General features: G+C 44.6%; 28 protein-coding genes and 1 riboswitch. Of the genes, 10 read left to right on the top strand and 18 right to left on the bottom strand.

All coding sequences use genetic code 11. The annotated features are described in order from the left end of the window. Window positions 1-20: 20 nt before the first annotated feature. The 6 genes from hpf to OCV12_RS24800 all read right to left on the bottom strand — a co-directional run bounded on the left by hpf (window position 21) and on the right by OCV12_RS24800 (window position 2984). Window positions 21-377: a ribosome hibernation-promoting factor, HPF/YfiA family gene (hpf, locus tag OCV12_RS24825; RefSeq protein WP_017631565.1), complete on the bottom strand. Its 357-nt coding sequence runs from the start codon at window positions 375-377 to the stop codon at window positions 21-23. Between the two features lie 317 nt (window positions 378-694). Continuing rightward, on the bottom strand, window positions 695-1162 hold the full coding sequence (locus tag OCV12_RS24820) for a hypothetical protein (protein ID WP_261886523.1): 468 nt from the start codon (window positions 1160-1162) through the stop codon (window positions 695-697). A 1-nt stretch (window position 1163) separates the two neighbouring features. Further along, complete coding sequence (locus tag OCV12_RS24815; protein ID WP_261886522.1) at window positions 1164-1571, bottom strand: hypothetical protein; 408 nt, start codon at window positions 1569-1571, stop codon at window positions 1164-1166. A 59-nt stretch (window positions 1572-1630) separates the two neighbouring features. Continuing rightward, window positions 1631-2125 carry a hypothetical protein gene (locus OCV12_RS24810; protein ID WP_261886521.1) on the bottom strand — a complete coding sequence of 165 codons (495 nt, stop codon included), beginning with the start codon at window positions 2123-2125 and terminating at the stop codon, window positions 1631-1633. Window positions 2126-2128: 3 nt separating this feature from the next. Then, the gene (locus OCV12_RS24805; RefSeq protein WP_261886520.1) at window positions 2129-2614 is read right to left on the bottom strand and encodes a hypothetical protein; all 486 of its coding nucleotides are present in this window, start codon (window positions 2612-2614) and stop codon (window positions 2129-2131) included. 22 nt (window positions 2615-2636) lie between these two features. Then, window positions 2637-2984: a hypothetical protein gene (locus OCV12_RS24800; RefSeq protein ID WP_261886519.1), complete on the bottom strand. Its 348-nt coding sequence runs from the start codon at window positions 2982-2984 to the stop codon at window positions 2637-2639. A gap of 292 nt (window positions 2985-3276) precedes the next feature. On the opposite strand from OCV12_RS24800, the gene OCV12_RS24795 reads away from it, so the two are divergent. Both OCV12_RS24795 and OCV12_RS24790 read left to right on the top strand, forming a co-directional pair. Continuing rightward, window positions 3277-3861: a hypothetical protein gene (locus OCV12_RS24795; protein WP_261886518.1), complete on the top strand. Its 585-nt coding sequence runs from the start codon at window positions 3277-3279 to the stop codon at window positions 3859-3861. Between the two features lie 426 nt (window positions 3862-4287). Beyond that, on the top strand, window positions 4288-5718 hold the full coding sequence (locus OCV12_RS24790; protein WP_261886517.1) for a YfcC family protein: 1431 nt from the start codon (window positions 4288-4290) through the stop codon (window positions 5716-5718). Window positions 5719-5827: 109 nt separating this feature from the next. Here OCV12_RS24790 and glgC read toward each other — a convergent pair whose 3' ends face one another. Continuing rightward, window positions 5828-7048, bottom strand: coding sequence for a glucose-1-phosphate adenylyltransferase (gene glgC, locus OCV12_RS24785; protein ID WP_176678819.1), 1221 nt, complete (start codon window positions 7046-7048; stop codon window positions 5828-5830). A gap of 400 nt (window positions 7049-7448) precedes the next feature. On the opposite strand from glgC, the gene ompW reads away from it, so the two are divergent. Both ompW and OCV12_RS24775 read left to right on the top strand, forming a co-directional pair. Further along, window positions 7449-8090, top strand: a complete 642-nt coding sequence (gene ompW / locus OCV12_RS24780) for an outer membrane protein OmpW (RefSeq protein ID WP_017631574.1) — start codon at window positions 7449-7451, stop codon at window positions 8088-8090. Window positions 8091-8291: 201 nt separating this feature from the next. Continuing rightward, a complete protein-coding gene (locus tag OCV12_RS24775) occupies window positions 8292-10100 on the top strand; it encodes a choice-of-anchor I family protein (RefSeq protein WP_261886516.1) in 1809 nt (602 codons plus the stop codon). Between the two features lie 119 nt (window positions 10101-10219). Here OCV12_RS24775 and OCV12_RS24770 read toward each other — a convergent pair whose 3' ends face one another. Further along, complete coding sequence (locus OCV12_RS24770) at window positions 10220-10939, bottom strand: SDR family oxidoreductase (protein ID WP_010433036.1); 720 nt, start codon at window positions 10937-10939, stop codon at window positions 10220-10222. Window positions 10940-11179: 240 nt separating this feature from the next. On the opposite strand from OCV12_RS24770, the gene OCV12_RS24765 reads away from it, so the two are divergent. Next, a complete protein-coding gene (locus OCV12_RS24765; protein WP_261886515.1) occupies window positions 11180-12085 on the top strand; it encodes a LysR family transcriptional regulator in 906 nt (301 codons plus the stop codon). A gap of 41 nt (window positions 12086-12126) precedes the next feature. On the opposite strand, the gene OCV12_RS24760 is transcribed toward OCV12_RS24765, so the two are convergent. Then, on the bottom strand, window positions 12127-12465 hold the full coding sequence (locus OCV12_RS24760; RefSeq protein WP_004741127.1) for a winged helix-turn-helix transcriptional regulator: 339 nt from the start codon (window positions 12463-12465) through the stop codon (window positions 12127-12129). 105 nt (window positions 12466-12570) lie between these two features. Here OCV12_RS24760 and OCV12_RS24755 point away from each other — a divergent pair, with 105 nt between their 5' ends. Together OCV12_RS24755 and OCV12_RS24750 are read left to right on the top strand one after the other, a co-directional pair. Then, window positions 12571-13338 (top strand): SDR family NAD(P)-dependent oxidoreductase, encoded by a 768-nt coding sequence (locus OCV12_RS24755; RefSeq protein WP_261886514.1) that lies wholly within the window; start codon window positions 12571-12573, stop codon window positions 13336-13338. 192 nt (window positions 13339-13530) lie between these two features. Continuing rightward, window positions 13531-14184: a cupin domain-containing protein gene (locus OCV12_RS24750; RefSeq protein ID WP_261886513.1), complete on the top strand. Its 654-nt coding sequence runs from the start codon at window positions 13531-13533 to the stop codon at window positions 14182-14184. A 98-nt stretch (window positions 14185-14282) separates the two neighbouring features. Here OCV12_RS24750 and OCV12_RS24745 read toward each other — a convergent pair whose 3' ends face one another. Then, on the bottom strand, window positions 14283-14921 hold the full coding sequence (locus OCV12_RS24745) for an NAD(P)-dependent oxidoreductase (protein WP_261886512.1): 639 nt from the start codon (window positions 14919-14921) through the stop codon (window positions 14283-14285). A gap of 162 nt (window positions 14922-15083) precedes the next feature. Here OCV12_RS24745 and OCV12_RS24740 point away from each other — a divergent pair, with 162 nt between their 5' ends. Then, window positions 15084-15980 carry a LysR family transcriptional regulator gene (locus tag OCV12_RS24740; protein ID WP_261886511.1) on the top strand — a complete coding sequence of 299 codons (897 nt, stop codon included), beginning with the start codon at window positions 15084-15086 and terminating at the stop codon, window positions 15978-15980. Between the two features lie 131 nt (window positions 15981-16111). Here the strand turns inward: OCV12_RS24740 and OCV12_RS24735 are convergent, their stop codons facing one another. Then, the gene (locus OCV12_RS24735; RefSeq protein WP_261886510.1) at window positions 16112-16960 is read right to left on the bottom strand and encodes a hypothetical protein; all 849 of its coding nucleotides are present in this window, start codon (window positions 16958-16960) and stop codon (window positions 16112-16114) included. Window positions 16961-17350: 390 nt separating this feature from the next. Beyond that, complete coding sequence (gene ribB, locus OCV12_RS24730; RefSeq protein WP_017054827.1) at window positions 17351-18007, bottom strand: 3,4-dihydroxy-2-butanone-4-phosphate synthase; 657 nt, start codon at window positions 18005-18007, stop codon at window positions 17351-17353. 187 nt (window positions 18008-18194) lie between these two features. Further along, window positions 18195-18345, bottom strand: a riboswitch (FMN riboswitch). A 374-nt stretch (window positions 18346-18719) separates the two neighbouring features. Between ribB and OCV12_RS24725 the strand changes: the two genes are divergently transcribed. After that, window positions 18720-19463, top strand: a complete 744-nt coding sequence (locus tag OCV12_RS24725) for a phosphatase PAP2 family protein (RefSeq protein WP_261886509.1) — start codon at window positions 18720-18722, stop codon at window positions 19461-19463. A gap of 91 nt (window positions 19464-19554) precedes the next feature. Here OCV12_RS24725 and OCV12_RS24720 read toward each other — a convergent pair whose 3' ends face one another. From OCV12_RS24720 to OCV12_RS24705, 4 genes are all read right to left on the bottom strand, one after another. Continuing rightward, window positions 19555-19917, bottom strand: a complete 363-nt coding sequence (locus tag OCV12_RS24720; protein ID WP_261886508.1) for an MmcQ/YjbR family DNA-binding protein — start codon at window positions 19915-19917, stop codon at window positions 19555-19557. An 82-nt stretch (window positions 19918-19999) separates the two neighbouring features. Further along, window positions 20000-20725 (bottom strand): sulfite exporter TauE/SafE family protein, encoded by a 726-nt coding sequence (locus OCV12_RS24715; protein WP_165905208.1) that lies wholly within the window; start codon window positions 20723-20725, stop codon window positions 20000-20002. Window positions 20726-20949: 224 nt separating this feature from the next. Then, window positions 20950-22161 carry an MFS transporter gene (locus OCV12_RS24710; RefSeq protein WP_261886507.1) on the bottom strand — a complete coding sequence of 404 codons (1212 nt, stop codon included), beginning with the start codon at window positions 22159-22161 and terminating at the stop codon, window positions 20950-20952. Window positions 22162-22176: 15 nt separating this feature from the next. Continuing rightward, window positions 22177-22404 carry a hypothetical protein gene (locus OCV12_RS24705; protein ID WP_076668359.1) on the bottom strand — a complete coding sequence of 76 codons (228 nt, stop codon included), beginning with the start codon at window positions 22402-22404 and terminating at the stop codon, window positions 22177-22179. Window positions 22405-22812: 408 nt separating this feature from the next. Here OCV12_RS24705 and OCV12_RS24700 point away from each other — a divergent pair, with 408 nt between their 5' ends. After that, a complete protein-coding gene (locus OCV12_RS24700; protein ID WP_017065874.1) occupies window positions 22813-23427 on the top strand; it encodes a YitT family protein in 615 nt (204 codons plus the stop codon). A gap of 150 nt (window positions 23428-23577) precedes the next feature. Here the strand turns inward: OCV12_RS24700 and sigZ are convergent, their stop codons facing one another. Next, window positions 23578-24192: an RNA polymerase sigma factor SigZ gene (gene sigZ / locus OCV12_RS24695; RefSeq protein ID WP_261886506.1), complete on the bottom strand. Its 615-nt coding sequence runs from the start codon at window positions 24190-24192 to the stop codon at window positions 23578-23580. Next, window positions 24176-24472 carry an ArsR/SmtB family transcription factor gene (locus tag OCV12_RS24690; RefSeq protein WP_004733042.1) on the bottom strand — a complete coding sequence of 99 codons (297 nt, stop codon included), beginning with the start codon at window positions 24470-24472 and terminating at the stop codon, window positions 24176-24178. The genes sigZ and OCV12_RS24690 overlap by 17 nt, the downstream gene beginning before the upstream one ends. Between the last annotated feature and the right edge of the window lie 9 nt (window positions 24473-24481).

Below are 24481 nucleotides of genomic sequence, written 5' to 3'. Positions count from 1 at the left end.
AGCTCGAGCTACTTGAGTAATTATACCAGTTTCATCTCTTGGATGATGTCCGAAGCAATCTCTGGCTTGGTACTTGTTGGTTTCTCGTGTAGGTCTGCTTTTAATTGTCCCTTACGGTTACTTAGGCCTGCTTCTAGCTTCTTAATCGCTGATGCGATAGCCGGATACATAACGTCATCTGTAGCTTTTGCGTTTACACGTACACCTTCGTAGTTGGTGAACACTTCAACCTGATGTTGACCATGTTCTTTTGTAATGATGATGTCGCAGCTAATCAGTGATGGAAAATGGTTAGATATCTTTTCGAATTTACCTTCGATGTCTTTACGTGAGTCGTCGTTAATTGATACGTGATGTGTTTGAACGTTTATTTTCATAAATCATACCTTTCCAATGACTGTGTCATTTAAACGTAGCAAACATCGGATAGATTAACCAACAGAGAAAGTACACATGTGTGATTCACTTCAGTGTTATCAAATAATCTCTACTTCCTCCCTTGAAAGTCCGAATAACTGATCGCATATTATGTTTCGTGTTTTCGAGACATGTTCAAAAATACTCCATCCTTGATAATTTGCTCTAACTCAGCGCTCAATCCCAGTGAATCTCTCTTTATCAGTTTTATAATTCCGAACTTGTCACTTAGTGAATATCTTTGGTTTTGATAAAAAGCTGTGCTCAAGTTGTGAATTTATAGACACTCAATTGCCCACTCCATATTGAAGTGAAACTCACCTGCTGTCAGTTGCGACTCTGGGATAGTGATACGCGCTTGAATCGCGACCTCATTATTCGATGCGAGTTGCTCGCTAGGAAACTCCACGCCCTGACGCCAATAATTGATGTCTCCTTCATAACGAACGGGCGTTTCAACTTTGAATCGTACGAGCTCTGCGATACGAGACTCATTAATTGAGCCTAGATCAATATGTTGCAACTTGAGCAGCAATCGCGAGTCTTTTCGATTGGATTCCAGCCTAAGCGTGATCGCTCGGCCATCGTAGTCTTGGCCAAAGCTCATCTCACCTTGGTTATTAATCACCTCTAGCCCGCAGCGCTCCCGCACATGCTTTTTAAAGCTCAATGTAGAGTGATTATTGGATGCAAATGTACAGCTAGATAAGCTAAGTAGCATGAACGCGATAACAAAACGCAGCATGTTAGTTCACCATAACGCGGACAATAAAGTCCGTGACCGCTTGTTCGGTGACTGCCACATTGCTGATGGTTTGCTGATCTTTGAGGGATACCTGATAGCTTGAGCTCAGTACAATATCGGCGTGATGGTATTTGTACTCAACAATCAGATCACAAGTGACGCGCCCCTTTTGCTTAGCTGCGACTGTGGTATCGGTGTAGTTAACACGACTTTCAGTGTCGATTAACTCGATACTCGACCAGTCGATGTATTCAGAATTTGAGAGTGCATCAAAGATTCGGCGCTCGTGATTGTTTGAACCATCGACACATATTTGATTGAACTGTTCGACTTCTTGTTTATCAAACCCAGTGCTGACAGCGTAGGGGGCGATAAATAAGATCGACAAGAATAATAGTAAGGTTTTCATAAAGCCTCTAAGTCAGTAAGCCCTCGTGATTAGAGGGCTTGCCGTGGGAGAGATGATGGTTAATTACACTCAATCTTCCATTTTGTCTTCACTTCGTAATCTTCATTTGCATCTAGGTTGCTTTCATCAACAGCAACACGCGCGAATAGATTCATATTGTTGTCTTCACGGATTTGATCACGGGTGATGTCTACACCTGACTCCCAACCAAGAGCGGATTGGTCGAGTTCTGTGGTACCCGTTGATTGGAAAAAGACATCAGTTTTTTGGATTTGTCCGTCAAAAGATTCGATTTGTATCTCTTCGGCTCTAACTTTAATTCCGTTTCTGTTACTAACTAGTTTCACAGTCGCATGGGAATCATTGTAATTTTCGCCAAAGGCTAGATCGGCTTTATCTTCTGTAGCCTCTATACCGCATTGAGATTCAACCGATGCCGAAAACACGACATCTCCGGTTTTGTCATCTCCATCACCGGGAGATTGTGCAAATGCCGATCCAGTGGCAAAAATAGTTATGGCTGCTAGGCCAAGTAATGGTTTTTTATTAAGCATCTTTTACTCCGAAAAAGTGGTATTGCTTTGTTTCATCTTCAGCAGGCGATATTTCTCTGCTTCGATTTGTAATAGCTTTAGCTCATGTTCCGCTTGAGCCAGCTCTTCTAAACGTTCTCGCTCACGTAACTCGAACTCGTAGAGTCGACGACAGTCAACTCGATCTTCACCACCAAACTGCAGCGTGACGGCGGCGTAAATGCCTGCTTCATCCTGATTTTGGTAGTAATAGTTGTTGTAATAGCTGTCGCTATCTTCATTGCCCGTTGAGCCATAGGTACCAAACTGAACGGTTTTACCCGTGGAAATGGCTTGCTCACACGAAGCACCTTCAGAGGTACGAACTCGGTCGGTTCCTGATGGGTTGGATACGCTCGGTATCGGGTTCGCCATTGCAGGGCTCGGTATAGAAAGACTGGTCAATGAAGCGATAGCCAGTGCTACGACAGTCAATAAAGCCCTGCGCAGCGTTGTTATGATTTTTTGCATCGTTAGTACCGTTTGAATTGGGTTAATAGCGCTTGAATTTAAGATTGGTGCACACTTCGTAGCTGTTCGGAGAGTCCGTCACCATGCGTGTGCAGATCTTTTTCTTGGTCGTTTGACCTGCTGGTGTCTTCACATTGATATCCAGCTCAATCTCTTGATTGGCAGTTAATTGGATCTTGTTTGGAAATTCTTTGTCATCAATTCGCAGGTAGTAGTCGGCTTGTTTGGTGTAACGGTTTACCAATAGAAACCTGACCTGTGTTTTGTCTGAGTAGGTCTGAAATTCGGTATTTTTCCATTTGTGCACGTTTGCGTTTGCCAAAGAACTGCTCAGCAATAGCGGGGCAGCAATGATGTAAATAGCCTTCATGAGAACCTCAAAATGATGATCGAGGTCTCATTTTAGTTTTGTTCGAATGCAGGACTTACCATTTTGCGCCACTGACATAAGGCTGACAGTACGGTAAAAATAGGACTGATTTATGATTTGAAATTGGGGGGAAGGGGAATTTCGTCGCGGTAGAGTCGAGAACGGGAATACACTAACTACTGATGATTTCGTCACTCAATATCACAATTACCAATATAAGCGGCTACAGTTTATTGAGGTATTTGTTAGTACGGGATACCATAACAACTTCGTTAAACTTGGATCCGTTACCATGAAAATGCCTGTTAAATTGGCTGCCATCGCAGCTTCACTTTCTTTCGCTTTTAATGCTTTTGCTGCGCCTGTTGAGTTCCAGAAAATTCCAGAGATCATGCAGCAATTTGAAACTGCAGAACTTTACGTTAAGAAGTCGGTGACGTTAGGCCGTTTGCCTGCTGAATCTGAAATTGGCGTTGATTTTCCTACCTACGTTTCAGATGGAAAGGGTGGTTACAGCTTAGAAACCAATAATGTAATGACAGACGATGTGGTTATTGCAAGCATGCCGAAAGCGATTGTTGATGATGTTTTCAACCAATGGTTGGTGCCAAAAGAGACGTGGATCAGCAGCTATGGTTCACTGCCAACATCGACCACAGAATTTAAGCCGTTTAAGCGTATTAAAACCATCAAAGCGATTAAGATCGATGCTGAGATGTTAGAGCTGATGGGTAGTGAAGATGGCAAAACTGCGGTGATTAAAGTGAGCTGGGACGAAAAGGGAATGAAGGTTTATAAGGATGGCTACTTAGCAGATTATGAGTACGGTATTGCCCCTCATGAAATGCAAGAGAACTACGAGCTAGCACCTAAATAACCGATTAGATCTGTCTCTCGATATATTTGTCAAAGCGCGCTGTTTTACAGGGCGCTTTTTTATGGCTCAATAAAATGTGACAAAAATCACGCTTTCCTGACATTTTACCGCCTGTTGTGCTAGTATGCGCCGCTTGTCTTTGTAATTGATAAAAAACGCATTACCCAAACAGTCTTTTTCTGTTTATCTGCTTGTAATGACCTCATTCAGTTTGGCCTGACTTGGCTGAACATCTGCATTTTGCTCGGACGCAAAGAGAGTAGTTCTCACTACTTCACTATGTACATTTGAGAGCACCATCTATCAAAGGCCTTTTAGAAACAGCCTAGTTAGCGCGAACTTAGTTCAGCGTGAAGGGTTTCGTTTTCCCAAAAATCCCCCTTGGCGGCCAAGTACTTCTTGGTTGCTGACAAGTAAGGAGTCTATATGACGTCTACGGTATCTACGTCCGTACCTACATCTCCAGCTGGTAACTCAGCTTCGACAGAGAAAGAAGTAAACCACCCGTTTCTTTCTTTGGTCATCATGGTAATTGTTGCAGCAATCGCAACCTACTTTATCCCTGCTGGTGAATTTGAACGAGTGGTTATGAATGGCCGCACGGTTATCGACCCAGACAGCTACACACTATTAGCGAGCAATCCAACAACATTAGCCTCTTTTTTCGAATCATTTTTTAAAGGCTTCAAATCCGCTTCTGGCGTGATGGGTGTTGTGGTATTTGTTGGTGGTGCTTTCGGTATTATCAAACACATGGGTCTGCTAGACGCATCGGTTGTTGCGCTCACCACTAAGCTCAAGAAACAAGGCTTGTACGTGATTGCGCCTGTGATCATGACGGCGATCTTCTTCAACGTAACCTTCACTGGTATGCGTGAGCTTGATGTCATTTTCATATCGCTGATGATCCCTATCTGTATCAAGCTTGGCTACGATGCGATCACGGCTCTTGGTGTAGTCTTACTCGCGAGTTGTGCGGGTTTTGCGGCCGCGCTGGCAAACCCATTCTTCACGGGTATTGCACACACTATTGCTGAACTCCCTATGTATTCGGGCATGTGGTATCGCTTTATTGTCGGCATGTTCATGCTATTGACGGGGGCTTGGTATGTGTTGAGTTACGCACGCAAAGTAAAGCAAGACCCAACTAAGGGCTTGTTACACGGCACGGGTTACCACTACGAATCAAATGTTGAAGCGAAAATACTGACCACGCGTGAAAAGTTCGCGGGTATCGCATTCTTAGGCGTATTCGCATACATGATCTTCGGTACCCTGACGATGGGCTTTGGTTTTACCGAGATTGCGGGTGCATTTGTGGCGATGGCGATCATTCCAGGTTTGGTGGCGGGTTTGTCTCCCAACAAGATTTGTGAATACTGGACCAAAGGTGTCAGCGATGTGTTGGTTGCTGTGTTGATCATCTTCTTCGCGCGCTCAGTGTTGACCATTATGGAAGACGCGAAGATTGTTGATTCAATCATCTACTACCTTGCACAGATCATTTCAGGCAGTTCTAAGCTTGTAGCCGCGGCGGGTATCTACTTCTCACAAGCTGCGATTAACCTGTTTATTCCGTCGGGCAGTGGTCAAGCGGTGATCACCATGCCAATCATTATTCCTTTAGCGGACATTGGTGAGGTAACTCGTCAAGTTGCGGTATTGGCTTCTCAATTGGGTGACGGTATCTCTAACTACATTTACCCAACCAATGGTGGCTTACTGGCTGTACTGGCGATTGCAAAAGTGCCTTACACCAAGTGGGTTCGTTTCTTCTTGCCGCTGTTCTTGTTCTGGTCAGTGGGTGCGTTAGTTTCGGTTGTGATTGCTCAAATGATTGATTTAGGTCCTTTTTAAAGAGTTCGCTCTGATAAAATAAGCTTGGCTTGAGAGCATCTAACCAAATAAAAAGGCAGCGAATTCGCTGCCTTTGTTGTTTTAGAGAGAAGCTATTTCAACTGAAGCATCACTCTTCAAACTGATAAGAAGACGGCACCACTATTACACCTTGTTTCGATATGTGGAAGCGCTTGGCATCCGCAAGACTATCTATGCCAATCTGAGTCCCATCCGGCACCTTAACGTTCTTATCGATAATGCAGTTTTGAATGTGGCAGTTTCGCCCGATCTCGACATCTTCAAACAGAATACTATCAATCACAATCGCGGCATTGCTGACTTTCACCTTAGGGAAAAAGATAGAGTTTTGCGCTGAACCACCTTCAATCACTACGCCATTCGCGATCATCGAGTTGATAAAGATCCCTTGGTTACCTTCGACCGAAGCAATGGTTCGTGCGGGCGGCAGTTGCGGATCATAGGTGCGAATTGCCCAATCCGGTTGGTACAAATCGATAGGTGAGGCTGGTTTCAACAGGTCCATATTCGATTGGTAATAAGAGTCGATCGTACCCACATCTCTCCAGTAAGCGTCTTGGGTTACGCGTCCTTCTTCATCACCAAACTTATACGCATAAACACTGTTGTTGCCGACTAACTTTGGAATGATGTCTTTACCAAAATCGTGGCTTGAGTCCGGATCTTCTGCGTCTGCTAATAATGCCTGTGTCAGTACTTCTTTATCAAAGATGTAAATCCCCATGGAAGCCATGCTTCGGGTCGGTCTACCGGGTACGCACGCGGGGTAACGTGGCTTCTCGGTAAAGTTATTGATCTGCAGAGACTCGTCTATCTCCATCACACCAAACTCTTTGGCCTCATCAATCGACACTTCCATACAGGCGACCGTCAAGTCAGCTTCATTCTGCTTATGTTGCTTGAGCATTGGAGCGTAATCCATGCGATAGATATGGTCGCCGGATAAGACTACTACATGCTTGGCTTCACTACGCGACAGCAAATACAAGTTTTGATAAATCGCATCGGCAGTGCCGCTATACCAGCTGTCACCTGTGCGCATTTGCGGGGGAACATTGGTGATGTATTCGCCGAGCTCGGGGTTAAGCACCGACCAACCATCACGTAAGTGTTTTTGCAAAGAGTGAGATTTGTACTGAGTCAGCACCAGTATTTGGCGAAGTCCGGAGTGAAGGCAGTTCGCGAGTGTGAAATCGATGATTCGATATTTGCCACCAAAAGGTACCGCAGGTTTTGCGCGGTTATCGGTGAGAGGGGAAAGCCGAGAGCCAACACCGCCGGCCAGAACGATTGTTAGAGTGTCTTGCATAGTCAGAACCTCAATGTATTTATGATTATGAACATAGACTTGCAAGCACCACGCCAAATGTAACTCATTGAATATTAAACGAGGTGACAATGAACTCTGTGAGACTGCACCAAATTGATGCGTACGGGATGTTGGATTGCTCTATTTTGATCCAAAGAGATCAGAGTAAGGTGACAAGGCAGAGTTAACAAAATGATGCACGGAAAAGTTGCATTACAAAACTGTCAATAAAATGAAGGAATAAAGTGATCGGGTCGATATAAATTTACACAAATAATCATAACCTTTCACAAATTGATTTCCATCAATAAAGTAGGGTTATTCTATGATAACTTGCACGCAAAATAAGAAATGATTACTCATTCACCAATAAAGAATAAGCCCTCAAAAGGAAATAATAATGAAAAAAACAGTATGTGGTATTGCGGTTATTGCGGCTCTTATGTCAACGAATGTTCTTGCTCATAAAGAAGGTGATTTCATCATCCGTGCAGGTGCAGCAACGGTATCTCCAAACGACAGCAGTGATGCTGTACTTAACAACCCTGACCTAGAATTTTCAGTTGATTCTGATACTCAACTTGGTCTTACTTTCGGTTACATGTTCACTGACAACATCAGTTTTGAAGTCCTAGCAGCAAGCCCATTTTCTCACAGCATTTCTGTTAACGGTCTAGGCAAAATTGCTGATACTAAACACCTTCCGCCAACGTTCATGGTTCAATATTACTTTGGTGAGGCGAACAGCGACTTCCGTCCTTACGTAGGTGCGGGCATCAACTACACTGTGTTCTTTGACGAAGGATTGAATGCTAACGGCAAAAATGCAGGCCTAACGGATGTGTCTTTGGATGATTCTTGGGGCCTTGCTGCAAACATTGGTATTGACTACATGATCAATGAGGACTGGTTCCTAAACGCATCGGTTTGGTACGCAGACATCGGTACTACAGCGACATACAAAACGGCTACAGACACATTCAAAACAGACGTTGATATCGACCCATGGGTATTCATGATCGGCGGTGGTTACAACTTCTAATCTACCTATTCAGTTTACTAAAGGCGCTCAAGCACCAGCCAGCTTGGGCGTTTTTTTTTCTTGCTTGTTAATGGAATGCTCATTCCAACCCTCTGTTGTTATGGGTAAAGAAAACCGATTGTCGTCACCTATTGTTAATAAAAGGGAAAGATAACTGTCATAAGCGGCCTCTATGATCGCGATTCAAATTATGGAGGATATATGAATCGTAAATTTAATAAGCTGACTTTATTACTACCTATCGCGGTAAGCTCGGCTCTAGTTGGTTGTTCTCAATCAACTTCAAAGCCGACAACATCATCTCAAACATCACTTGATGCTTTTAGCCTTCAATGCCAATCCATCCAACAGCCAATCGCGAGCGATGCGGTGGTAAGTGGGCTTACTTTGGTGGGCAGCTCTATTGCTGACGCTCCGTTTGATACTTCTGCAGCCGAAATCGTCAGCTACGATTCATGTACCGATAAGCTTTATGTGGTTAACGCGCAAGCGCAGAAAGTCGATGTGTTGTCGATGAACGCTGATAGCGCACCGACATCTGAGGGTTCTATCGACCTTCAATCAGCCGCTGCGGCTTCGGGTATTAATATCGGTGCTGCGAACAGTGTATCGACTCATCAAGGCTTAGTTGCTGTCGCGATCGAAAATGCTGACAAACAACAGAATGGCATTATTGCTCTGTATCGCTCAGATACATTAGAGCTGATCACCACATACGCTGCTGGCGCATTGCCAGACATGGTGAGCTTCTCGAAAGACGGCCGTTACATCGCATCAGCAAACGAAGGCGAGCCGAATTCGGATTACAGCATTGATCCTGAAGGCTCGGTGACGCTGGTTGATTTAGCTAGTGGTCCTTTACAAGCAAAAGTGACTCAAATTGATTTCAAGGCATTCAATCAAGGTCAGCCTCGCCATGCTGAACTGACCGACAAGGTTCGAATCTCAGCTCCGAATGCGACCGTTGCCCAAGACCTAGAGCCGGAATATCTAACGTTTGCAGATAACGGCAAACTCTACGTTGCCTTGCAAGAGAACAATGCATTGGCAGCAATTGACGTGGCAAGTGCACAAGTCGATGCGATTCTTGAACTAGGCGGCAAGCCTTGGGATACCGCTCAGTTGGATGCGTCGAATAAAGACAAAAATATCGGCAATCTACAAAGCTACGTAATGTTAGAAGGGCTTTACATGCCTGATAGCATCACTAGCTACAGTGTTGATGGTAACACCTACATCGTGACGGCAAACGAAGGCGATGGCCGTGAGTATGGCATCAAGACGACGCAAAAAGTGTGTGATGATAAAGGGTTTGAGTGGGATGGTGACGATTACAAAGGCACTGAAAACTACACAACAGAAAAAGACTTTTGTATCGCTTATGTTGATGAAGTACGTGGCAAGAAGCTAGATGTTGACGCTAACCACCCATTGGCTGGTGCGTTGAAAGACAATAAGCAACTGGCTCGCCTTAAGGTGATTAAGCTACAAGCAACACTTGCTGCTGACCAAAAAGTTCAAGCATTCGGTAGCCGTTCTTTCTCTATTTGGGATGAGTCTGGCGAGTTAGTGTTTGATAGCGGCGATGATTTTGCTCGAATCGTTCTTGAACAAGATCCTGCAAACTTCAACAGCACCAATGATAACAACCAAAGTGGTGACGATCGCAGTGATGATAAAGGGGTAGAACCTGAAGCTATCGAAGTGGCTGAGATTAACGGTAAGCACTATGCCTTTATTGGTCTTGAGCGCCAAGGTGGCATCATGGTTTACGACGTAACGCAGCCTGAAAACGCAAGTTTCATCAGTTACTTGAACAACCGAGACTTTACACAACCAGTGTGTACCAAAGTTGATGAAGACGGTGATTGCGACAACGATACTTACAACTCAAAAGCCGGTGACCTAGGCCCAGAGTCAATCAAGTATTTCACTCGCTCTGGTAACCACTTTATTGCGGTTGGCAACGAAGTAAGTGGTAGCACATCAGTTTATCGCATTGAGTTCTAATCTCGCTTATTGTTAACAACTAGATTGAATCAAAACAAAAGCGCCACGACTGGTTAAGTCGTGGCGCTTTTTTATTTCATCGCTTATTTCATCGCTGATTTAGTCGCGATAGCAAAGACCTATGGCTGTTGCTTCGTTGGTGCTAGAGCAATCTCACGGATACATACGTTTTGTGGTTGTTGGTAAGCGAATGATACCGCGCGAGCGATATCGTCAGCTGCCAATACGCCGCCCATGTCTTCTTTCCAAGAATCGTAACCGTCTTTGATCTCTTGAGATGTCGTGTGAGACAGAAGCTCAGTCTCAACAGCACCCGGTGCGATAGTCGTAACACGAACATTTGAAGCCGCAACTTCTTCACGAACGTTCTCAGAGATTGCGTGTACCGCGAACTTAGTACCACAGTAGGCAGCGTGGCTTGGGAATGTTTTCTTACCCGCAATTGAGCTGATGTTGATGATAGTACCTGTATTGCGTTCCATCATAGGAGCAAGTACAGACTGCATGCCGTTGAGAAGACCAATTACGTTCACATCGAACATTGTCTTCCATTCTTGAGCGTCTTGAGTGTCGATTTGACCAAGAAGCATTGCACCTGCGTTGTTGATAAGCGCATCGACAGGGCCAAACTTCGCTTCACCTTGTGCGATTGCCGCATCAAAAGACGCTTTGTCTGTTACGTCTACTTTCACAGATAGAGAGTTTGGTAGGTTAAGCGCTTCAAGGCGGTCAACACGACGAGCTAGAAGTAGCAGAGGGTGACCTTCATCGCTTAGACGACGAGCGATTGCTTCACCAATACCAGAGCTTGCACCTGTAATTACGATTAGTTTTTTCATTTTATTTCCTCTGTACTTTAATTGCGTCGGTTGGCTACGACGTATTGTTTAAGTGCATTCGAATCAAGTGCTTGTTGCCTTGCTTCGTTGCGATGGAGGTATATTAAGGAAAATAGCATTGTTGATATATAGCGCTTTACTTGAAACACTGTTGCTGTAGTGCAACAATAAATGCGTTCACTTTATAGCGTCATAACTCTATAGCTTCATCATCTTAAAATTTCACAAGTAAGCTGGCCTATGCTCAATCAAATTAACCTATCTGATATTCGTTCTTTCGTGCTTATCGCTCGTTTAGGTAACTTCACTAAAGCTGCGGAGGAGCTTGATGTGTCTCGCTCCCACGTGTCACGCCAAGTGAGTAGCTTAGAAAAGCAGATGGGTGTAACGCTGTTTATCCGCACCACTCGAACTTTGAGGTTGACTCACGCAGGGCAAGATCTGTACGCGAGATGCGAACAAGCCTTAGATAATATAGACCAAGCCTTGATTGCTGCTGTGGACGATGTCGAAGAAGTGCGCGGTGACATAAAAGTAAACTGTGTTGGCGGTTATTTGGGTGAGGTGATTATCGCGGATCTGATCAATGAGTTTATGCAGCTCTACCCAGACATCAGCATTAGCCTTGATTTCAGTAGTAACCGAGTTGATTTGATTGAAGACGCGTTCGATATCGCTTTTCGTATGGGGAGCCTAGAAGACGCGGGTTTTATAGCAAGAAAGCTTTTGGACATAGAGATGGGAACACTCGCGAGCCCAGAGTATTTTGTTCGCAAAGGAAAGCCAAATCACCCTAAGGACCTTATCCATCATGATTGCTTAACGGGCTCAGTGCGTAAGTGGAGTTTTCAAGCGTTGGACGACACCAAGAAAACGGTCGATGTGCATGTGACGGGCAGGCTGCAATGTAAAAATGGCCGAGTGTTGGTGCAGGGGGCGAAGTCCGGTAACGGAATTATTCGAGTTCCCACTATCTATTGCTTACAACAACTCAATGACGGACAACTAGAGCAGGTGTTTGATGAGTGGGTAGTACCTAAAGTGGACTTTTCAGCGATCTACCATCGAGACCGCTATCAACCAAGTCGAATTCGAACCTTCATTGATTTCGTAAAAGGTCGCTTTGAGCAAATGCCAGTGAGTTAAGCGTACTTGCTGTGTCTGCTATGCGTTTGACTGGTTTGGGCTTACATCTCGTCGATTTCGTTTTGTAGGCTTTCCAGTTGATCCAGAATCAGTAAAAACTTCTCACCAAAGGGTGTCACTTGATACTCAACTCTTGGTGGCAGTTCGTTGAACATTTGCTTATCTAAGATCCCAAATTCTACATTTCGCTTCAAACATTCATTCAATACCTTGGTCGATAACCCTTCGACCGAGCGCACCATTTCACCCGGGCGATTAATGCCATTTGCCAATAATTGGTAAACCGTTAGCGACCATTTACAGCCGTAGATGGTTTCGACCATACGAGCGGAACGCTCTGGTGCTGATTTTCTTGAAAAAAAGTTTTCCTGATTTTTCATAAAGATGTACCAATAAGTACCTACCTAACCGATTTGTACTTACTATTCATAGTGTTAGTTCAAAGCCTAAGATTACCACGTTCACATGACTTAGGAGATAACAAAATGAACTTCACAAAAAATGGTATTGCAGTAGTAATCGGTGGCACAAGCGGTATGGGCTTTGAAACAGCGAAGCAGTTAGTCGCTCAAAACATCCATGTGTTGGTTGTAGGCAATAACCCAACTAAGTTAGATAAAGCGGTGTCAGAACTGCAATCACTAGGCCACGCCTCTGGTTGGCAAGCTAACCTTTACGATGATGCAAGTGTGTCGAATCTTATCGCGCATCTAGAGTCGCTTGAAGAGGGTATTGGTTACCTTGTTAATGCGGCTGGCTACTTCAACCCTAAGGCGTTTATTGAGCACCAAGAGTCGGATTACGAGCAATACATGCAGCTTAATAAAGCGACTTTCTTTATCACTCAAGCTGTCAGCAAGTTGATGATCAAAAACGGTGGCGGAAACGTGGTAAACGTAGGCTCTATGTGGGCGAAACAAGCGATCAAAGCGACGCCATCTTCTGCGTATTCAATGGCAAAAGCTGGACTACACGCTTTAACACAGCACATGGCAATGGAATTGGCGGACCACAATATTCGTGTGAATGCGGTTTCTCCAGCTGTCGTTAAAACGCCAATCTACGAATCATTCATTAAACCAGAAGAGGTGGACGAAGCGCTAGAAGGCTTCAATGCTTTCCACCCAATTGGTCGAGTGGGCCAACCTAAAGACATCGCAAACAGCATCTCTTTCTTGCTATCAGACAGTGCCGATTGGGTAACGGGCGCAATCTGGGATGTTGATGGTGGTGTGATCGCGGGCCGCAATTAATCAAGCCGAGCTTTCAATATGGGGGATGCTTTGTTAGCAATTAGCAATTAGCAATTATCAATTAGCAATTATCAATTAGCAAATAAGCGTTAGCAGCTAACAGCGAAGTCTCCCCCTCGCTCGTTATTCGCGTAGAATAGACATTAGCAAGACAATAATAATTAAAACAATACTTAGAGTAAGGTCGTCATTATGTTCAACATGGACTTTTCAAAGAGACTGGTTATCGAAACCGATAAACTAGATTGGGTAGCAAGCCCTGCCAAAGGGGTATGGCGTAAGCCCCTAGAAAGAGAAGAGAGAGAATCGGGTCACACGACTAGCGTGGTGAAATACGATCCTCAATCTTCATTCTCTGAACACCCACATCCGCAAGGAGAAGAGATCTTCGTGTTGGACGGTGTGTTCTCTGATGAAACTGGCGATTTCCCAGCAGGCACTTACATTCGCAACCCACCTGGCAGTGCGCATTCTCCATCGAGTAAAGAGGGTTGCACGATCTTAGTTAAGTTAAATCAGTTTGATGCGAGAGACTTAACTCAAGTTCGAATCAATACGCTAGAAACGGAATGGTTACCGGGTATTGGCGGGTTACAGGTGATGCCACTGCATGAGTTTGAGCATGAACATGTTGCTTTAGTGAAGTGGCCTGTCGGTGAACGCTTTCAGCCACATCGTCACTTTGGCGGTGAAGAGATCTTTGTGTTGTCAGGCACCTTTAAAGATGAACATGGTGTGTACCCGAAGCATACTTGGATGCGCAGCTCTCACATGAGTGAGCATTTCCCTTATGTGGAAGAAGAGACGGTCATTTTAGTGAAAACGGGTCACTTGCCACTGATATGATGATTATCTCGATAAGCAAAATAGAAAGCCGCTTACCAAAAGTCAGCGGCTTTTTAGACTCTAGTGCTTATTGAGCTTGCTTGATACACGTCTGAGCACTAGTAAGCAACTCCAATGCGTTGGCGCGGGAACTCACCGGCTTCGAGTTCATCAATCATCGCGATAGCGTAATCGCTGACTGATATTTTGCTGTTGCCATCTTCGTCGGTGAGCAATTGGTCGCCACCAGTACGATAGGTTGATAGTTTCTCGCCCGGGAATATTTCTGCTGCAGGGCTAACAAAAGTCCAGTTAACTTCGCTGTTAGATTGCTTGAACACTTCAAGAGCTTCGCCCTGTGCTAACGCTTCGTTTTTGTAATCCGTTGGGAAGTCAGGAACAGTCACTAACGGTACATTTGGTGCTACTTCTAATGAGCCTGCACCGCCAACCCAAAGTAGGCGCTCGATACCGATGCTTGGTAATGTTGCGAGCAATTTAGTCGCAGTGTTTTTTACGATGTCGTGATTACCCAGAGCACGTCCGCCAATCGAAGTAATGACTGCATCAACGCCGGCTAGTGCGTTTGCTAGACTTGCGGCTTCGTCTTGTAAATCAAATGAACGAACTTCAATGCCTTGGGTTTCTACGCGGTTTGCGTCTCTTACAACAGCAACGACGTCGTGACCACGAGATTGAGCTTCTTGAGCGATGTGACTACCAATCCAACCTGATGCGCCTAATACTGCAATTTTCATAATGTCTCTCCAATTATCTAATTTATTGAGTCGTTTTCTCGACAGCCATTGCAGTCTAATAGCTCACTAGGTTGCGATAAATATCGCAAAATGATGTAGATTGTATCTATATAGTGATCTAATAAGATTCGACTAGCTACGAAATAGTTCAAGGAGAGTGTGATGGATAGGTTGACGGCAATGCGTAGCTTTGTCGAAGTTGCGAATTGTGCCAGCTTCACCCAAGCAGCTGAGCATTTGGACATGAGTCGGTTGCAGGTTTCACGTCATGTTCAAGAGATAGAAGGGTGGTTGAAGCAGAGGCTATTACATAGGACAACTCGAAAGGTGAGCTTAACCGCGGCAGGGGAAATCGCTCTGCAGCGCTGTGAGAAGATCCTCCATGAGACCGCTGAGCTAGAAGTTACTTCACTCAATCAAACCGATGATCTTTCTGGAACCATTCGAATTGCTGCTCCCATTGGTTTAACTCAGCACATGTTGTTGGATGTGGTCGAACAGTTCACCGAGCGCCACCCTAATATCACGGTCGAACTGTTTGCCTCAGACCGTTTTACCCAGCTGGTGGATGAAAGGATCGATATCGCACTTCGCTACACAGATCAACCTGACGATAGTTTGATTGCCCGAAAGCTAATGGTAATCGATTCTGTTGTGTGTGCCTCGCAAGCCTACTTGGACCAACATGGTGAACCTGAAACGGTCGAAGCGCTTCGACAACACAATTGCTTTCGTCATTTGAATGTCTCGAAGTGGGATTTTGTTAAGGATAATCAGCACTATTCGGTTGAGGTGTCTGGCACTATCAAGGCCAATGATGTTGGAGTGCTAACTCGCGCGGCACAGCATGGAAAAGGGGTGGTTCGTTTACCTTGTGACTTAGCCAATCCACTGATTGCGAATGGCAAATTGATACGCATATTGGGTGATTTTGTTTCGCCAAGCAGCGTGCTTTGGGCGGTGTATCTGTCTCGCAGTTATCAGCTTCCAGTTGTTCGCCAGTTCATTGATTTTGCAGCACAAGCTTGGGCTAGAGATATCAAATCTGGGGATGTTTGAAACTTCATAGGCAATGATACATAGCGATAGAAATTTAAAAGCCTATAAATACAAAAATCCGATATCAATGGTGATATCGGATTTGAACTCAATAATTCAGAGTTCCAGCACGCTCTCCTCTCACGAAGTCTTTACATGTAATGATGTACGGATAATCGAGTATTTATCACCTTTTCGTTGATGTCTGGTAAAGGCTGATACAAGCTTTTCGTAATGTCGGATAATACTTGGTCGTAGACTTGCGACACGACGCTAGAGATATCACTGGTTAATTCGTACATGCTATCTGCCGGTTGGGTTGCTTCGTTACTTGATGCAATCTCTGTAAGTGCATGCATCGCTCGTGTACAAACCGGTGACCCACTGCTAATCGGGCAGATAATCGATAATTGGTTGAGTTTTCTGTGTGTCTGAGACGCGTAGAATTTGAATCTCAAATACTCCTCAGGCTTCTCCATATCTGGGATACACATTCTGAGCTTGGTCAGGATCTCCATGCAATCCAAGATCTGTTGCCAATTCATGTGGTACTCACGGCTCATGTCTTCTCGTTCAGACTGAATCAGCCAGATGATCATCACTTCATCCATCAAGAACATGCTGTGACGAATCGTTTTGCCATGAATTGATTGGTTACGCACCAAGCTGCGGTTTTGCCAGTCACTGTGCATGGCGATGAGCTTGAGGTGATAGATGCGATACATAGGGCGGCTATCAAACGACACATGCGATTGAAGCAGTTCAGATACCTCAAGTATGTTGTCGTAAATCTCATTCACTTTGCGAATCGAGTCGCTAGATAATTTATACGCGAGGGCGTAATGCGTTGCTGCGCGGTGTTTGCGTGATAACAACAATAACTCTCTAAGCAGAACTAAGGTCTCAAACCTGTGTGATAGCGCTGTTTGTCTCTTCCTTGAGAAATGAAACAGGGCTGCAAGTACTAATAGGGATAAACCCACTGAAATAACTACAAACATATTCAACTCCTAATATTTGTATACCTACTTAGTGGTAGTGCAGACACCGTGCCAAAATAAATAAGTGTTATATTTCATTTAGTTATGTTTTTAATCTAATTATGGATGATCAATCATGGTGCATGACTTCACCATTCGAGTGAATGTTTCTCATATTTTGCAGGTTTTTTTGAGAGGTTACGCTTTTCTAACGATTAGATTGGGGAGGTTTCGATAAGTAGAGACACTTTGGCGATCCCATCCATGGGGCGTTTTACGCTACGCAAATTAAAAAGGCCTCACTCTTTATATGCTTTTAATTATAAAAAGCAGTAAGAGTGAGGCCTTTCAGTGTTCATTTCGCAGTTTAGTTAGCTTCAATGCTAAGTGTTTAGCATTGAGGGCTAAACGTTATGCAAGCTTAAGATCGAACTCAGTGCGGTACATAACCATATCTTCAATGGTCAGTACTGGCATGTTGTGCAGTTTACCGAAAGCAACGATCTCTGGCGCTTTTGCCATTGTGCCGTCTGGGTTGGTTACTTCACACAGTACGCCTGCTGATTGAAGACCTGCCATTTGCATCAGATCCACAGTACCTTCTGTATGACCGCGGCGAGCAAGTACACCACCTTTGCGAGCACGCAGTGGGAATACGTGACCAGGGCGAGCAAGATCAGTAGGCTTAGCTGTTGGGTTTGCAGCTGTCTTGATCGTTGTTACACGGTCAGCGGCAGAAACACCGGTTGTTACGCCCACTTTTGCTTCGATAGTCACCGTAAACGCAGTTTGGTTTGCGCTGTTGTTATCAACAACCATAGGTGGAAGTTCAAGTTGGTTTGCTTGCTCGTCAGTTAGACACAGGCACACGATGCCGCTGCATTCACGGATCATTAGTGCCATTTGAGCATTGGTTAGGTGTTCTACTGAGTAGATGATGTCGCCTTCGTTCTCGCGATCTTCATCGTCAAGTAAAAGTACGCCACGACCTTCGCGAAGAGCTTGCAGTGCGTTTTCAACGCGAGTGATTGGTTCGCCAAATTCGGCAAGTAGTGAAGACTGATTCATGGTTAAACTCCTAAAATATCACCAGAATCAGGGCTGTATGAGGGATCTCAACCGAGCACGACAAAGCCGACTCATTACAAGTTGACCTTAGCTCATTATGGTTTTATCCAAAACGAAATGCACCCGTTCGAGTTGGAGGCATGAACCCAATAATATAGGTACGCCTTTCCAACTTAAACGAGTGTGTTTCCATTCTCTCTCATCCGGACTATAACCGTCGGCTCTGGCATCTCACCAGATCTGCTGACCTCGACGAATCGAGCGCTCGCGGGCTTATCTTTAGATTTTGCTAAGGACATACCGCCGGTGGGGAATTTCGCCCCGCCCTGAGAATAAAAATTAATAATTTGTTTTGCTTTGAAAGCAGACCAGATGGTAATCCTTTCAATAGTGGATTTAAAGGACTGACAGCAAAGTTTTTCAGATTCTGGCCTGATAATCCGGTGAGTGTTCACTTTATCAGCAGTACACAATGCCGTTGTGTTTAGTCAGGTATAGCTGGTCTATGGTCGGTTTTACTGTCGGTATGCGTATAAATGGATGGCAAAGATTATTGGTGATGAGGTGAGGGTTCACCGAATCAATACTCAAGCACCGCATTAATCGAATATTGTTACACCATGACGGCTGACTGACCGTTTTGACATAAAATTGATATTGGCGATGCTAAGCTGCGATAGCATCCGACCACTTTACCCAAAAGATCTTAGCCATGACTTCTCTGTTCTCTAACAAATCCAAAGGCTTATTACTGCTCGTTCTAAGTTTGTATTCTCTTGTACCCTTTTTGATCTTTGGATCTGATTTCGACCTTGGAAGTGCGGTTCTGCCTTTCTATGGCGCCTTCATGACTTTCGTGACTTACTCGGCAGGCAATCAAGGATTCTTGGTAACGCTCGCTGTTTTGTCTTTAGTAGTGCTCACGATGAAGTTTTCCAAAGCTAAATTGGTCAGCCTTTGTTTGCAGTTAGGGATTTTGTTGGTGCTTAGCTTTGCTGCGAAGACCTTCTTAAAGCATTCAACAGAGAGTCCACGCCCTTATTCTGAGTATTTGGTTACGCAAGAAGTGGTTGAAATGCCGGAGCTGTTCTATGAGTTGCCATTGGTAGAAAAGAACGTGGCGATTGAATCTGTTCAAGATAAGGTCAGTGAGTGGCGAACGCGTCACTGGCTTGGTGAAACCGACTATTCTTTCCCGTCTGGACACATGATTTTCGTTGGTGTGTGTTTGGCGTTCTTTGGTGGCTTGTTCTTAGAAGCGAAGCGCTTTTATTTAGTGGGTGGTTTGTTGGTATGGGCTGGTGGTGTTGCTTATAGTCGTGTTTGGCTAGGCATGCATCGCCCTGAAGACTTAGCGGCGTCTATTGCTTTTGCGGGTTTAATCTATCTATTGGTGCCACTGGTGCCTACGCAAAAAATAGAGCCTCTATTGCCCAAGTTCCTTAGAACGGTCTAAGTTTTTAAGAGCGACTTAAGCTTTTAATAGCCGCCTAAGTTTTGAAAGGTTATCTAGTCTTAGGTGGCCTATTAACAAGCAGAAATTCTGGCTATTGATTGAGCCCGAGTTCTGCTTGTTTCTTTTTGGTTAGCCCTAAAGAGACAATTCGGTGTGATTCAGTGAGGTAGTATCTCAATTCCTCATCCCTTTCTGGCATGCTCTCAAACAGCTGAATCCACTTCATTCCGCGTGAAGCAAAGTAGGGTGCAGGTTTATAACCGGGCTCTTCTTTGAGAAAATCGAAATTTTGATCCGACGCTTTGAAGATAAAAGCAGGCTCGTCGTTCGGCCCCCAACCTCCAATTGCAAACACCTTCCCTCCCACTTTCCAAACGTGAGAGTTATTCCACTGCATCACATAGCTGGTGGCAGCTTGTGATTCACAGAATGCATTGAACTCATCGTATGTCATAGAACGCCCTTTCAATCGTTTGGTGGTGGAGCTGTGTATTTGTTGTTTTATCGATGTTTCTTCTTCGAGCTTCTGCTTCGAACTAGCCAGCTAAGCCTTGCCAAATGGCAGTAAAGCCGCTGATAGAACATAGCAACAAAGAACCGATGCGTATCTTCTCTTTAGGAATGCTTTGCGTCGTCAATAACGCCACTTTGTAACCCAACCAAGCCGCAGGCAGCAGCGGGATTGTGATGATCAAATGGTGCATGGTGAAGAAGCCAATTGGGATCTGTACCAGTAATGAAATGATAGAACTAAACACAAAGAATGCAGAAAGGTTACCACGAAGTTGATTGGCATCTTGGTGTTGAAGAAGGAGTGCCATAGGTGGACCACCAATACCTGAACTGGTACCGAAGAAGCCTGAGAAGAACCCCGCGATGCCCATTTTGGCAGGCGTCGGTTCTAACCTAAACGGAAGTAAGCTAACAATCACGGCGAACACTACTAACAAGCCTAACCATAGTGACAGCACACTCGTTGAAACCATCACCAACAAAGCCCCGCCTGCCAGTGAGCCTGGAATACGGCCTAATAGTGCGATTTTCAATCCGCCAATAGAGATGTTTGCTCGGTGTTTGAACGCGTTGAATACAGAAATGAACAGACCAACGAGACAGATAGGCGCGGGTACATAGTCAGGTGAGACCAAAAATAACAACGGGGCAGCCACAATAGCCAAGCCAAAGCCGATTGCTGTTTGTACAAACGAGCCGACAAAAATGAGTGCCATCGCGATAAGGGCGGTCTGATCTAGGTATTCCATAAGCCTGCGAATAAGTTCAAAAGGTGAGAACGAATACTATAAAGTAAAACGGCAGGAATAGTCTTATTATTCAGTGAGGTTTATGCAATTTTCGCTAGTTATAATTTCGATTTCAACGCCCAATAAAAAAGAGAGTGAATATCTCAGGATGCGCTCCTTTCAATATCCACTCTCTTATTGGATTGCTTATCGTTTTTCGCTGCTGGGGGAGTCAGCGTTAAATGTTAAGCCATTGCCAATTTGATGCGCTCAATCGGCTTGTCATTGATTGGTAAATGGATAAGCGCTGCTGCAAATGCCAATACCACCGTTGACCACCAAATTGGCTCGTAAGATCCGTAGTAATCGTAAATACGACCACCAACCCAAGCGCCTAAGAAACTACCTACTTGGTGAGTGAAGAATACCAAGCCATACAAAGTCGATAGGTAACGAGCACCAAAGATTTGGCGAACTAAACCCGAAGTGAGTGGAACCGTACCTAGCCAACAGAAACCAATGGCCGCACCAAAGATAGCTGCGGTTGATTCCGTTACTGGCAGAGTCACAAACGCACCAATAACTACTGTACGCACTAAATACAATGCCGACATTACATGACGCTTGCTGAATTTATCGCCCATCACACCCCAGAAGTAAGATCCGAAGATGTTAAAGATACCGACATAAGCCAGTGCCATCGCTGCGCTGCTCGCAGGTAAATTCTTGTCTGCTAAGTAACTTGGTAAGTGTGTTGCGATAAACATCACGTGGAAGCCACACACAAAGAAGCCTGCATGAATCAGCCAGTAACTCTTGTTAGAGAACGCTTCAGACAACGCTTCTTTCAATGTTTGATTGTCTTCAGCTTGTGCCTGTTTGTTTGATGCCGCTTTTGGCGCACGCATGAACAGTGCAAAAGAGATCATCAAGCAACACAATACGCCAAACACTTGCATCGCACTCTGCCAGTCAAATTCGTTCAACATATATTGCGCGCCCGGAATCACCGCGAACATACCAAATGAACCGGCAGCTGTGGTTAAGCCAAACGCTTTAGCGGCATGCTCTGCGGGTACTACTTTCGCGACAGCACCCAACACAATCACATAGCTTGTTGCGCTTAATCCAAGGCCAACCAGTGCGCCCAATGAAATGTAAAGCATGCTTGATTCGGTAGAAATTGAGGTAAGAAGTAAACCCAAACCGTAAGCACATGCGCCTGCAATAATGATGCGTCTTGCTCCCCATTTGTCAGCGGCCATACCAACAAAAGGTTGGAACACACCGAACAAAAGGTTTTGTAGAGCAATAGCGAAGCTGAAAAACTCTCGCCCCGTGCCGAAATGCTCTGAAATTGGCATCATAAAAATGCCGAATGATTGTCTGATCCCTAGACTGATAATAAGTGTGCCGATCCCAAGCCATACCAGTAAAGGAAAACGGAAAATGCTCATTCTAATACTCTTAAATTAATGGTGGTGATGTGAGTGGTCTTGCGCTGACATGTGTTGGTCAGTCATCTCATGGTGATGTTCGTGCCCAGAATGATCATGCCCTGACTGCTGGTGGCAACCACTGCTTACGGCATGCTGAGCCAAGAGATCAATCAATGGCTGACTGTGATGCACAATAACCAAACTAATGACGAGGAATAACGTCATTCTGGCCAGTTGGGCAAAAAGAGATTGTGAAAACATAAGGTGTTTACATGCGCTCTATGTTGTAAGAAGTCGCGCATCATAATGACGAGTGAGATATGTATCAAATGACCATTTGTGATTTAGTTTATGCGTTTTATGCATAGTTCTATCCATGGATTGATGCGTTGCTGGAATTGGGATGAAACATGACCAATAAATAAGAAAACGCTAAGCTCACCGATTCAACGGTAGAAGTGTGTAATTCAGAATAGATACTTAATTTCATGTTCGTAACTGATTGCTTTATTGAGACATTTCACAAAACTGTAAAAACTAATATACAAACTAATCACCTCGCAAGATCGGCTGTTCGCTCGACTTATCTGATAAACATCGTAAATTTGGGCGTAAATCGTTTCAACTGACTGAAACGCGATGTTAAAAGATTCAGGGAGAGTCATTCACATGGATAAAGATCATAACCTTCGCGAAAACTTACTGGCGCTGATCTTAGGTAGCGCATTGGTATCACTCGGCGTTATCTTTTTCAATCAGGTCGGTCTGCTCACCGGAGGCACGGCTGGTCTAGCTATCTTCATTACTAAAGTGACAGACTTGAGCTTTGGCCAAGTATTCTTCGCACTTAACTTACCTTTCTATATTTTGTCTGTCGCTCGTATGGGGTGGCGCTTCACTATCAATACCTTTATTGCCGTTTCGATTGTTTCGTTCGCCGTGGATCATTTGTATCACGTGATTCAGATTGCCGAAATTCATGCATTATATGCAGCGTTATTGGGCGGTGGTTTAATTGGTACCGGCATGCTGGTGATCTTCCGTCACAAGATGAGCTTGGGTGGCTTCAACATTCTGGCGTTGTTCCTACAAGAACGTTTTGGAATTCGTGCGGGTAAGGTTCAGATGGCACTAGACTGCACGATTGTTGTGCTGTCACTGTTTATCGTTGATGTGTCATTGGTTCTGTTGTCTGTACTGGGCGCGATAGTCACCAACTTGATTTTGGCGATGAACCATAAACCGGGGCGCTATCAACCGGTCGTCAAAGCGGAAGCCGCGTAGCTAAGTCCGCCCAAGCTCTTGGTTCGCTCAAGCACTAGGCTAGCTTAAGCCAACTGACTTACAGATTATGAAAACAACAAAGCCAGCATCAATTGCTGGCTTTGTTCTATTTCAATAACGGGTTTGAGCTAACTAATATCAGTACATCTATTAGCACTTACCGCAATCGGCGTCCGACTTAAGCTCACAATCAATCACATTGCCTTGCTTATCCAGTGACAAATTACAGCACTGTTCAAATAGGTTCTTAAGATCCCCGCGACTTTTCTGAACGCGAGATTTCACCGTTGAATAGCTTATGTTTTGTGCCTCTGCGATCTCTTTCTGGCTTTGGCCTTTGATATCAACAGCAAGCAGTAGCGATGAACTTTGTTCTGGTAATGCTTGAATAAACGGCTCAATACACAATGAAAGCTTCTGTTTAAACTCAGTGTCGTGGTCTAAATCGGCAAACCAAAGATCTTCAGCATCAATTTGGCTGTCACGCTGTTGGCGAGCATGTTTACGGTAGAAGTCGATAATGGTGTGATTAGCGAGTTGGAATAGCCACGATTTCACACTGCTTGCATCTTTGACTTTGTCTAAGTTCTGATACGTCTTAATCAAGATTTCTTGAAGCAAGTCGTCAACATCAGCGGTGTTGTTGACCTTAGAATGCAAAAAAGACTTTAACGCTTGTTGGTACTCAGCCCAAACCTGTTCTAAGTCCAAAGAGGCTCTATTCAAAGGTGCCTTATTCGAAGGTGCTTTAGTTACACTGTTCATTCACGCAACACTCGTCTTGTAAGAAATCAATCACGCCTTCTAGGCATTCATACTCTGCCACGCAGAATAAGGTTCTTCCCTCACGCCTTTGGCTGATTAGGCCTGCCGACGCTAGGCTTGAAATATGGTGAGACAAGGTAGAACCAGGAATACCGAGTTCTTCTTGTAGGCCGCCAACTGCAATGCCTTGGTAGCCAGCTTTAACGACACTCTTATAGATAGTTAGGCGGATAGGGTGCCCCAACTCTTTAAGTGCTTTCGCAACGACTTCTAAGTTCATATTAACTCC

The organism is Vibrio pomeroyi, assembly GCF_024347595.1.
GTDB lineage: Bacteria > Pseudomonadota > Gammaproteobacteria > Enterobacterales > Vibrionaceae > Vibrio > Vibrio pomeroyi.
This window is presented reverse-complemented; position numbering and strand designations above follow the sequence as displayed.

What these genes read in the sequence shown, in the direction of transcription:
- hpf (WP_017631565.1), bottom strand. Translation starts at nt 377, where the DNA reads ATGAAAATAAACGTTCAAACACATCACGTATCAATTAACGACGACTCA.
- OCV12_RS24820 (WP_261886523.1), bottom strand. Translation starts at nt 1,162, where the DNA reads ATGCTGCGTTTTGTTATCGCGTTCATGCTACTTAGCTTATCTAGCTGT.
- OCV12_RS24815 (WP_261886522.1), bottom strand. Translation starts at nt 1,571, where the DNA reads ATGAAAACCTTACTATTATTCTTGTCGATCTTATTTATCGCCCCCTAC.
- OCV12_RS24810 (WP_261886521.1), bottom strand. Translation starts at nt 2,125, where the DNA reads ATGCTTAATAAAAAACCATTACTTGGCCTAGCAGCCATAACTATTTTT.
- OCV12_RS24805 (WP_261886520.1), bottom strand. Translation starts at nt 2,614, where the DNA reads ATGCAAAAAATCATAACAACGCTGCGCAGGGCTTTATTGACTGTCGTA.
- OCV12_RS24800 (WP_261886519.1), bottom strand. Translation starts at nt 2,984, where the DNA reads ATGAAGGCTATTTACATCATTGCTGCCCCGCTATTGCTGAGCAGTTCT.
- OCV12_RS24795 (WP_261886518.1), top strand. Translation starts at nt 3,277, where the DNA reads ATGAAAATGCCTGTTAAATTGGCTGCCATCGCAGCTTCACTTTCTTTC.
- OCV12_RS24790 (WP_261886517.1), top strand. Translation starts at nt 4,288, where the DNA reads ATGACGTCTACGGTATCTACGTCCGTACCTACATCTCCAGCTGGTAAC.
- glgC (WP_176678819.1), bottom strand. Translation starts at nt 7,048, where the DNA reads ATGCAAGACACTCTAACAATCGTTCTGGCCGGCGGTGTTGGCTCTCGG.
- ompW (WP_017631574.1), top strand. Translation starts at nt 7,449, where the DNA reads ATGAAAAAAACAGTATGTGGTATTGCGGTTATTGCGGCTCTTATGTCA.
- OCV12_RS24775 (WP_261886516.1), top strand. Translation starts at nt 8,292, where the DNA reads ATGAATCGTAAATTTAATAAGCTGACTTTATTACTACCTATCGCGGTA.
- OCV12_RS24770 (WP_010433036.1), bottom strand. Translation starts at nt 10,939, where the DNA reads ATGAAAAAACTAATCGTAATTACAGGTGCAAGCTCTGGTATTGGTGAA.
- OCV12_RS24765 (WP_261886515.1), top strand. Translation starts at nt 11,180, where the DNA reads ATGCTCAATCAAATTAACCTATCTGATATTCGTTCTTTCGTGCTTATC.
- OCV12_RS24760 (WP_004741127.1), bottom strand. Translation starts at nt 12,465, where the DNA reads ATGAAAAATCAGGAAAACTTTTTTTCAAGAAAATCAGCACCAGAGCGT.
- OCV12_RS24755 (WP_261886514.1), top strand. Translation starts at nt 12,571, where the DNA reads ATGAACTTCACAAAAAATGGTATTGCAGTAGTAATCGGTGGCACAAGC.
- OCV12_RS24750 (WP_261886513.1), top strand. Translation starts at nt 13,531, where the DNA reads ATGTTCAACATGGACTTTTCAAAGAGACTGGTTATCGAAACCGATAAA.
- OCV12_RS24745 (WP_261886512.1), bottom strand. Translation starts at nt 14,921, where the DNA reads ATGAAAATTGCAGTATTAGGCGCATCAGGTTGGATTGGTAGTCACATC.
- OCV12_RS24740 (WP_261886511.1), top strand. Translation starts at nt 15,084, where the DNA reads ATGGATAGGTTGACGGCAATGCGTAGCTTTGTCGAAGTTGCGAATTGT.
- OCV12_RS24735 (WP_261886510.1), bottom strand. Translation starts at nt 16,960, where the DNA reads ATGTTTGTAGTTATTTCAGTGGGTTTATCCCTATTAGTACTTGCAGCC.
- ribB (WP_017054827.1), bottom strand. Translation starts at nt 18,007, where the DNA reads ATGAATCAGTCTTCACTACTTGCCGAATTTGGCGAACCAATCACTCGC.
- OCV12_RS24725 (WP_261886509.1), top strand. Translation starts at nt 18,720, where the DNA reads ATGACTTCTCTGTTCTCTAACAAATCCAAAGGCTTATTACTGCTCGTT.
- OCV12_RS24720 (WP_261886508.1), bottom strand. Translation starts at nt 19,917, where the DNA reads ATGACATACGATGAGTTCAATGCATTCTGTGAATCACAAGCTGCCACC.
- OCV12_RS24715 (WP_165905208.1), bottom strand. Translation starts at nt 20,725, where the DNA reads ATGGAATACCTAGATCAGACCGCCCTTATCGCGATGGCACTCATTTTT.
- OCV12_RS24710 (WP_261886507.1), bottom strand. Translation starts at nt 22,161, where the DNA reads ATGAGCATTTTCCGTTTTCCTTTACTGGTATGGCTTGGGATCGGCACA.
- OCV12_RS24705 (WP_076668359.1), bottom strand. Translation starts at nt 22,404, where the DNA reads ATGTTTTCACAATCTCTTTTTGCCCAACTGGCCAGAATGACGTTATTC.
- OCV12_RS24700 (WP_017065874.1), top strand. Translation starts at nt 22,813, where the DNA reads ATGGATAAAGATCATAACCTTCGCGAAAACTTACTGGCGCTGATCTTA.
- sigZ (WP_261886506.1), bottom strand. Translation starts at nt 24,192, where the DNA reads ATGAACAGTGTAACTAAAGCACCTTCGAATAAGGCACCTTTGAATAGA.
- OCV12_RS24690 (WP_004733042.1), bottom strand. Translation starts at nt 24,472, where the DNA reads ATGAACTTAGAAGTCGTTGCGAAAGCACTTAAAGAGTTGGGGCACCCT.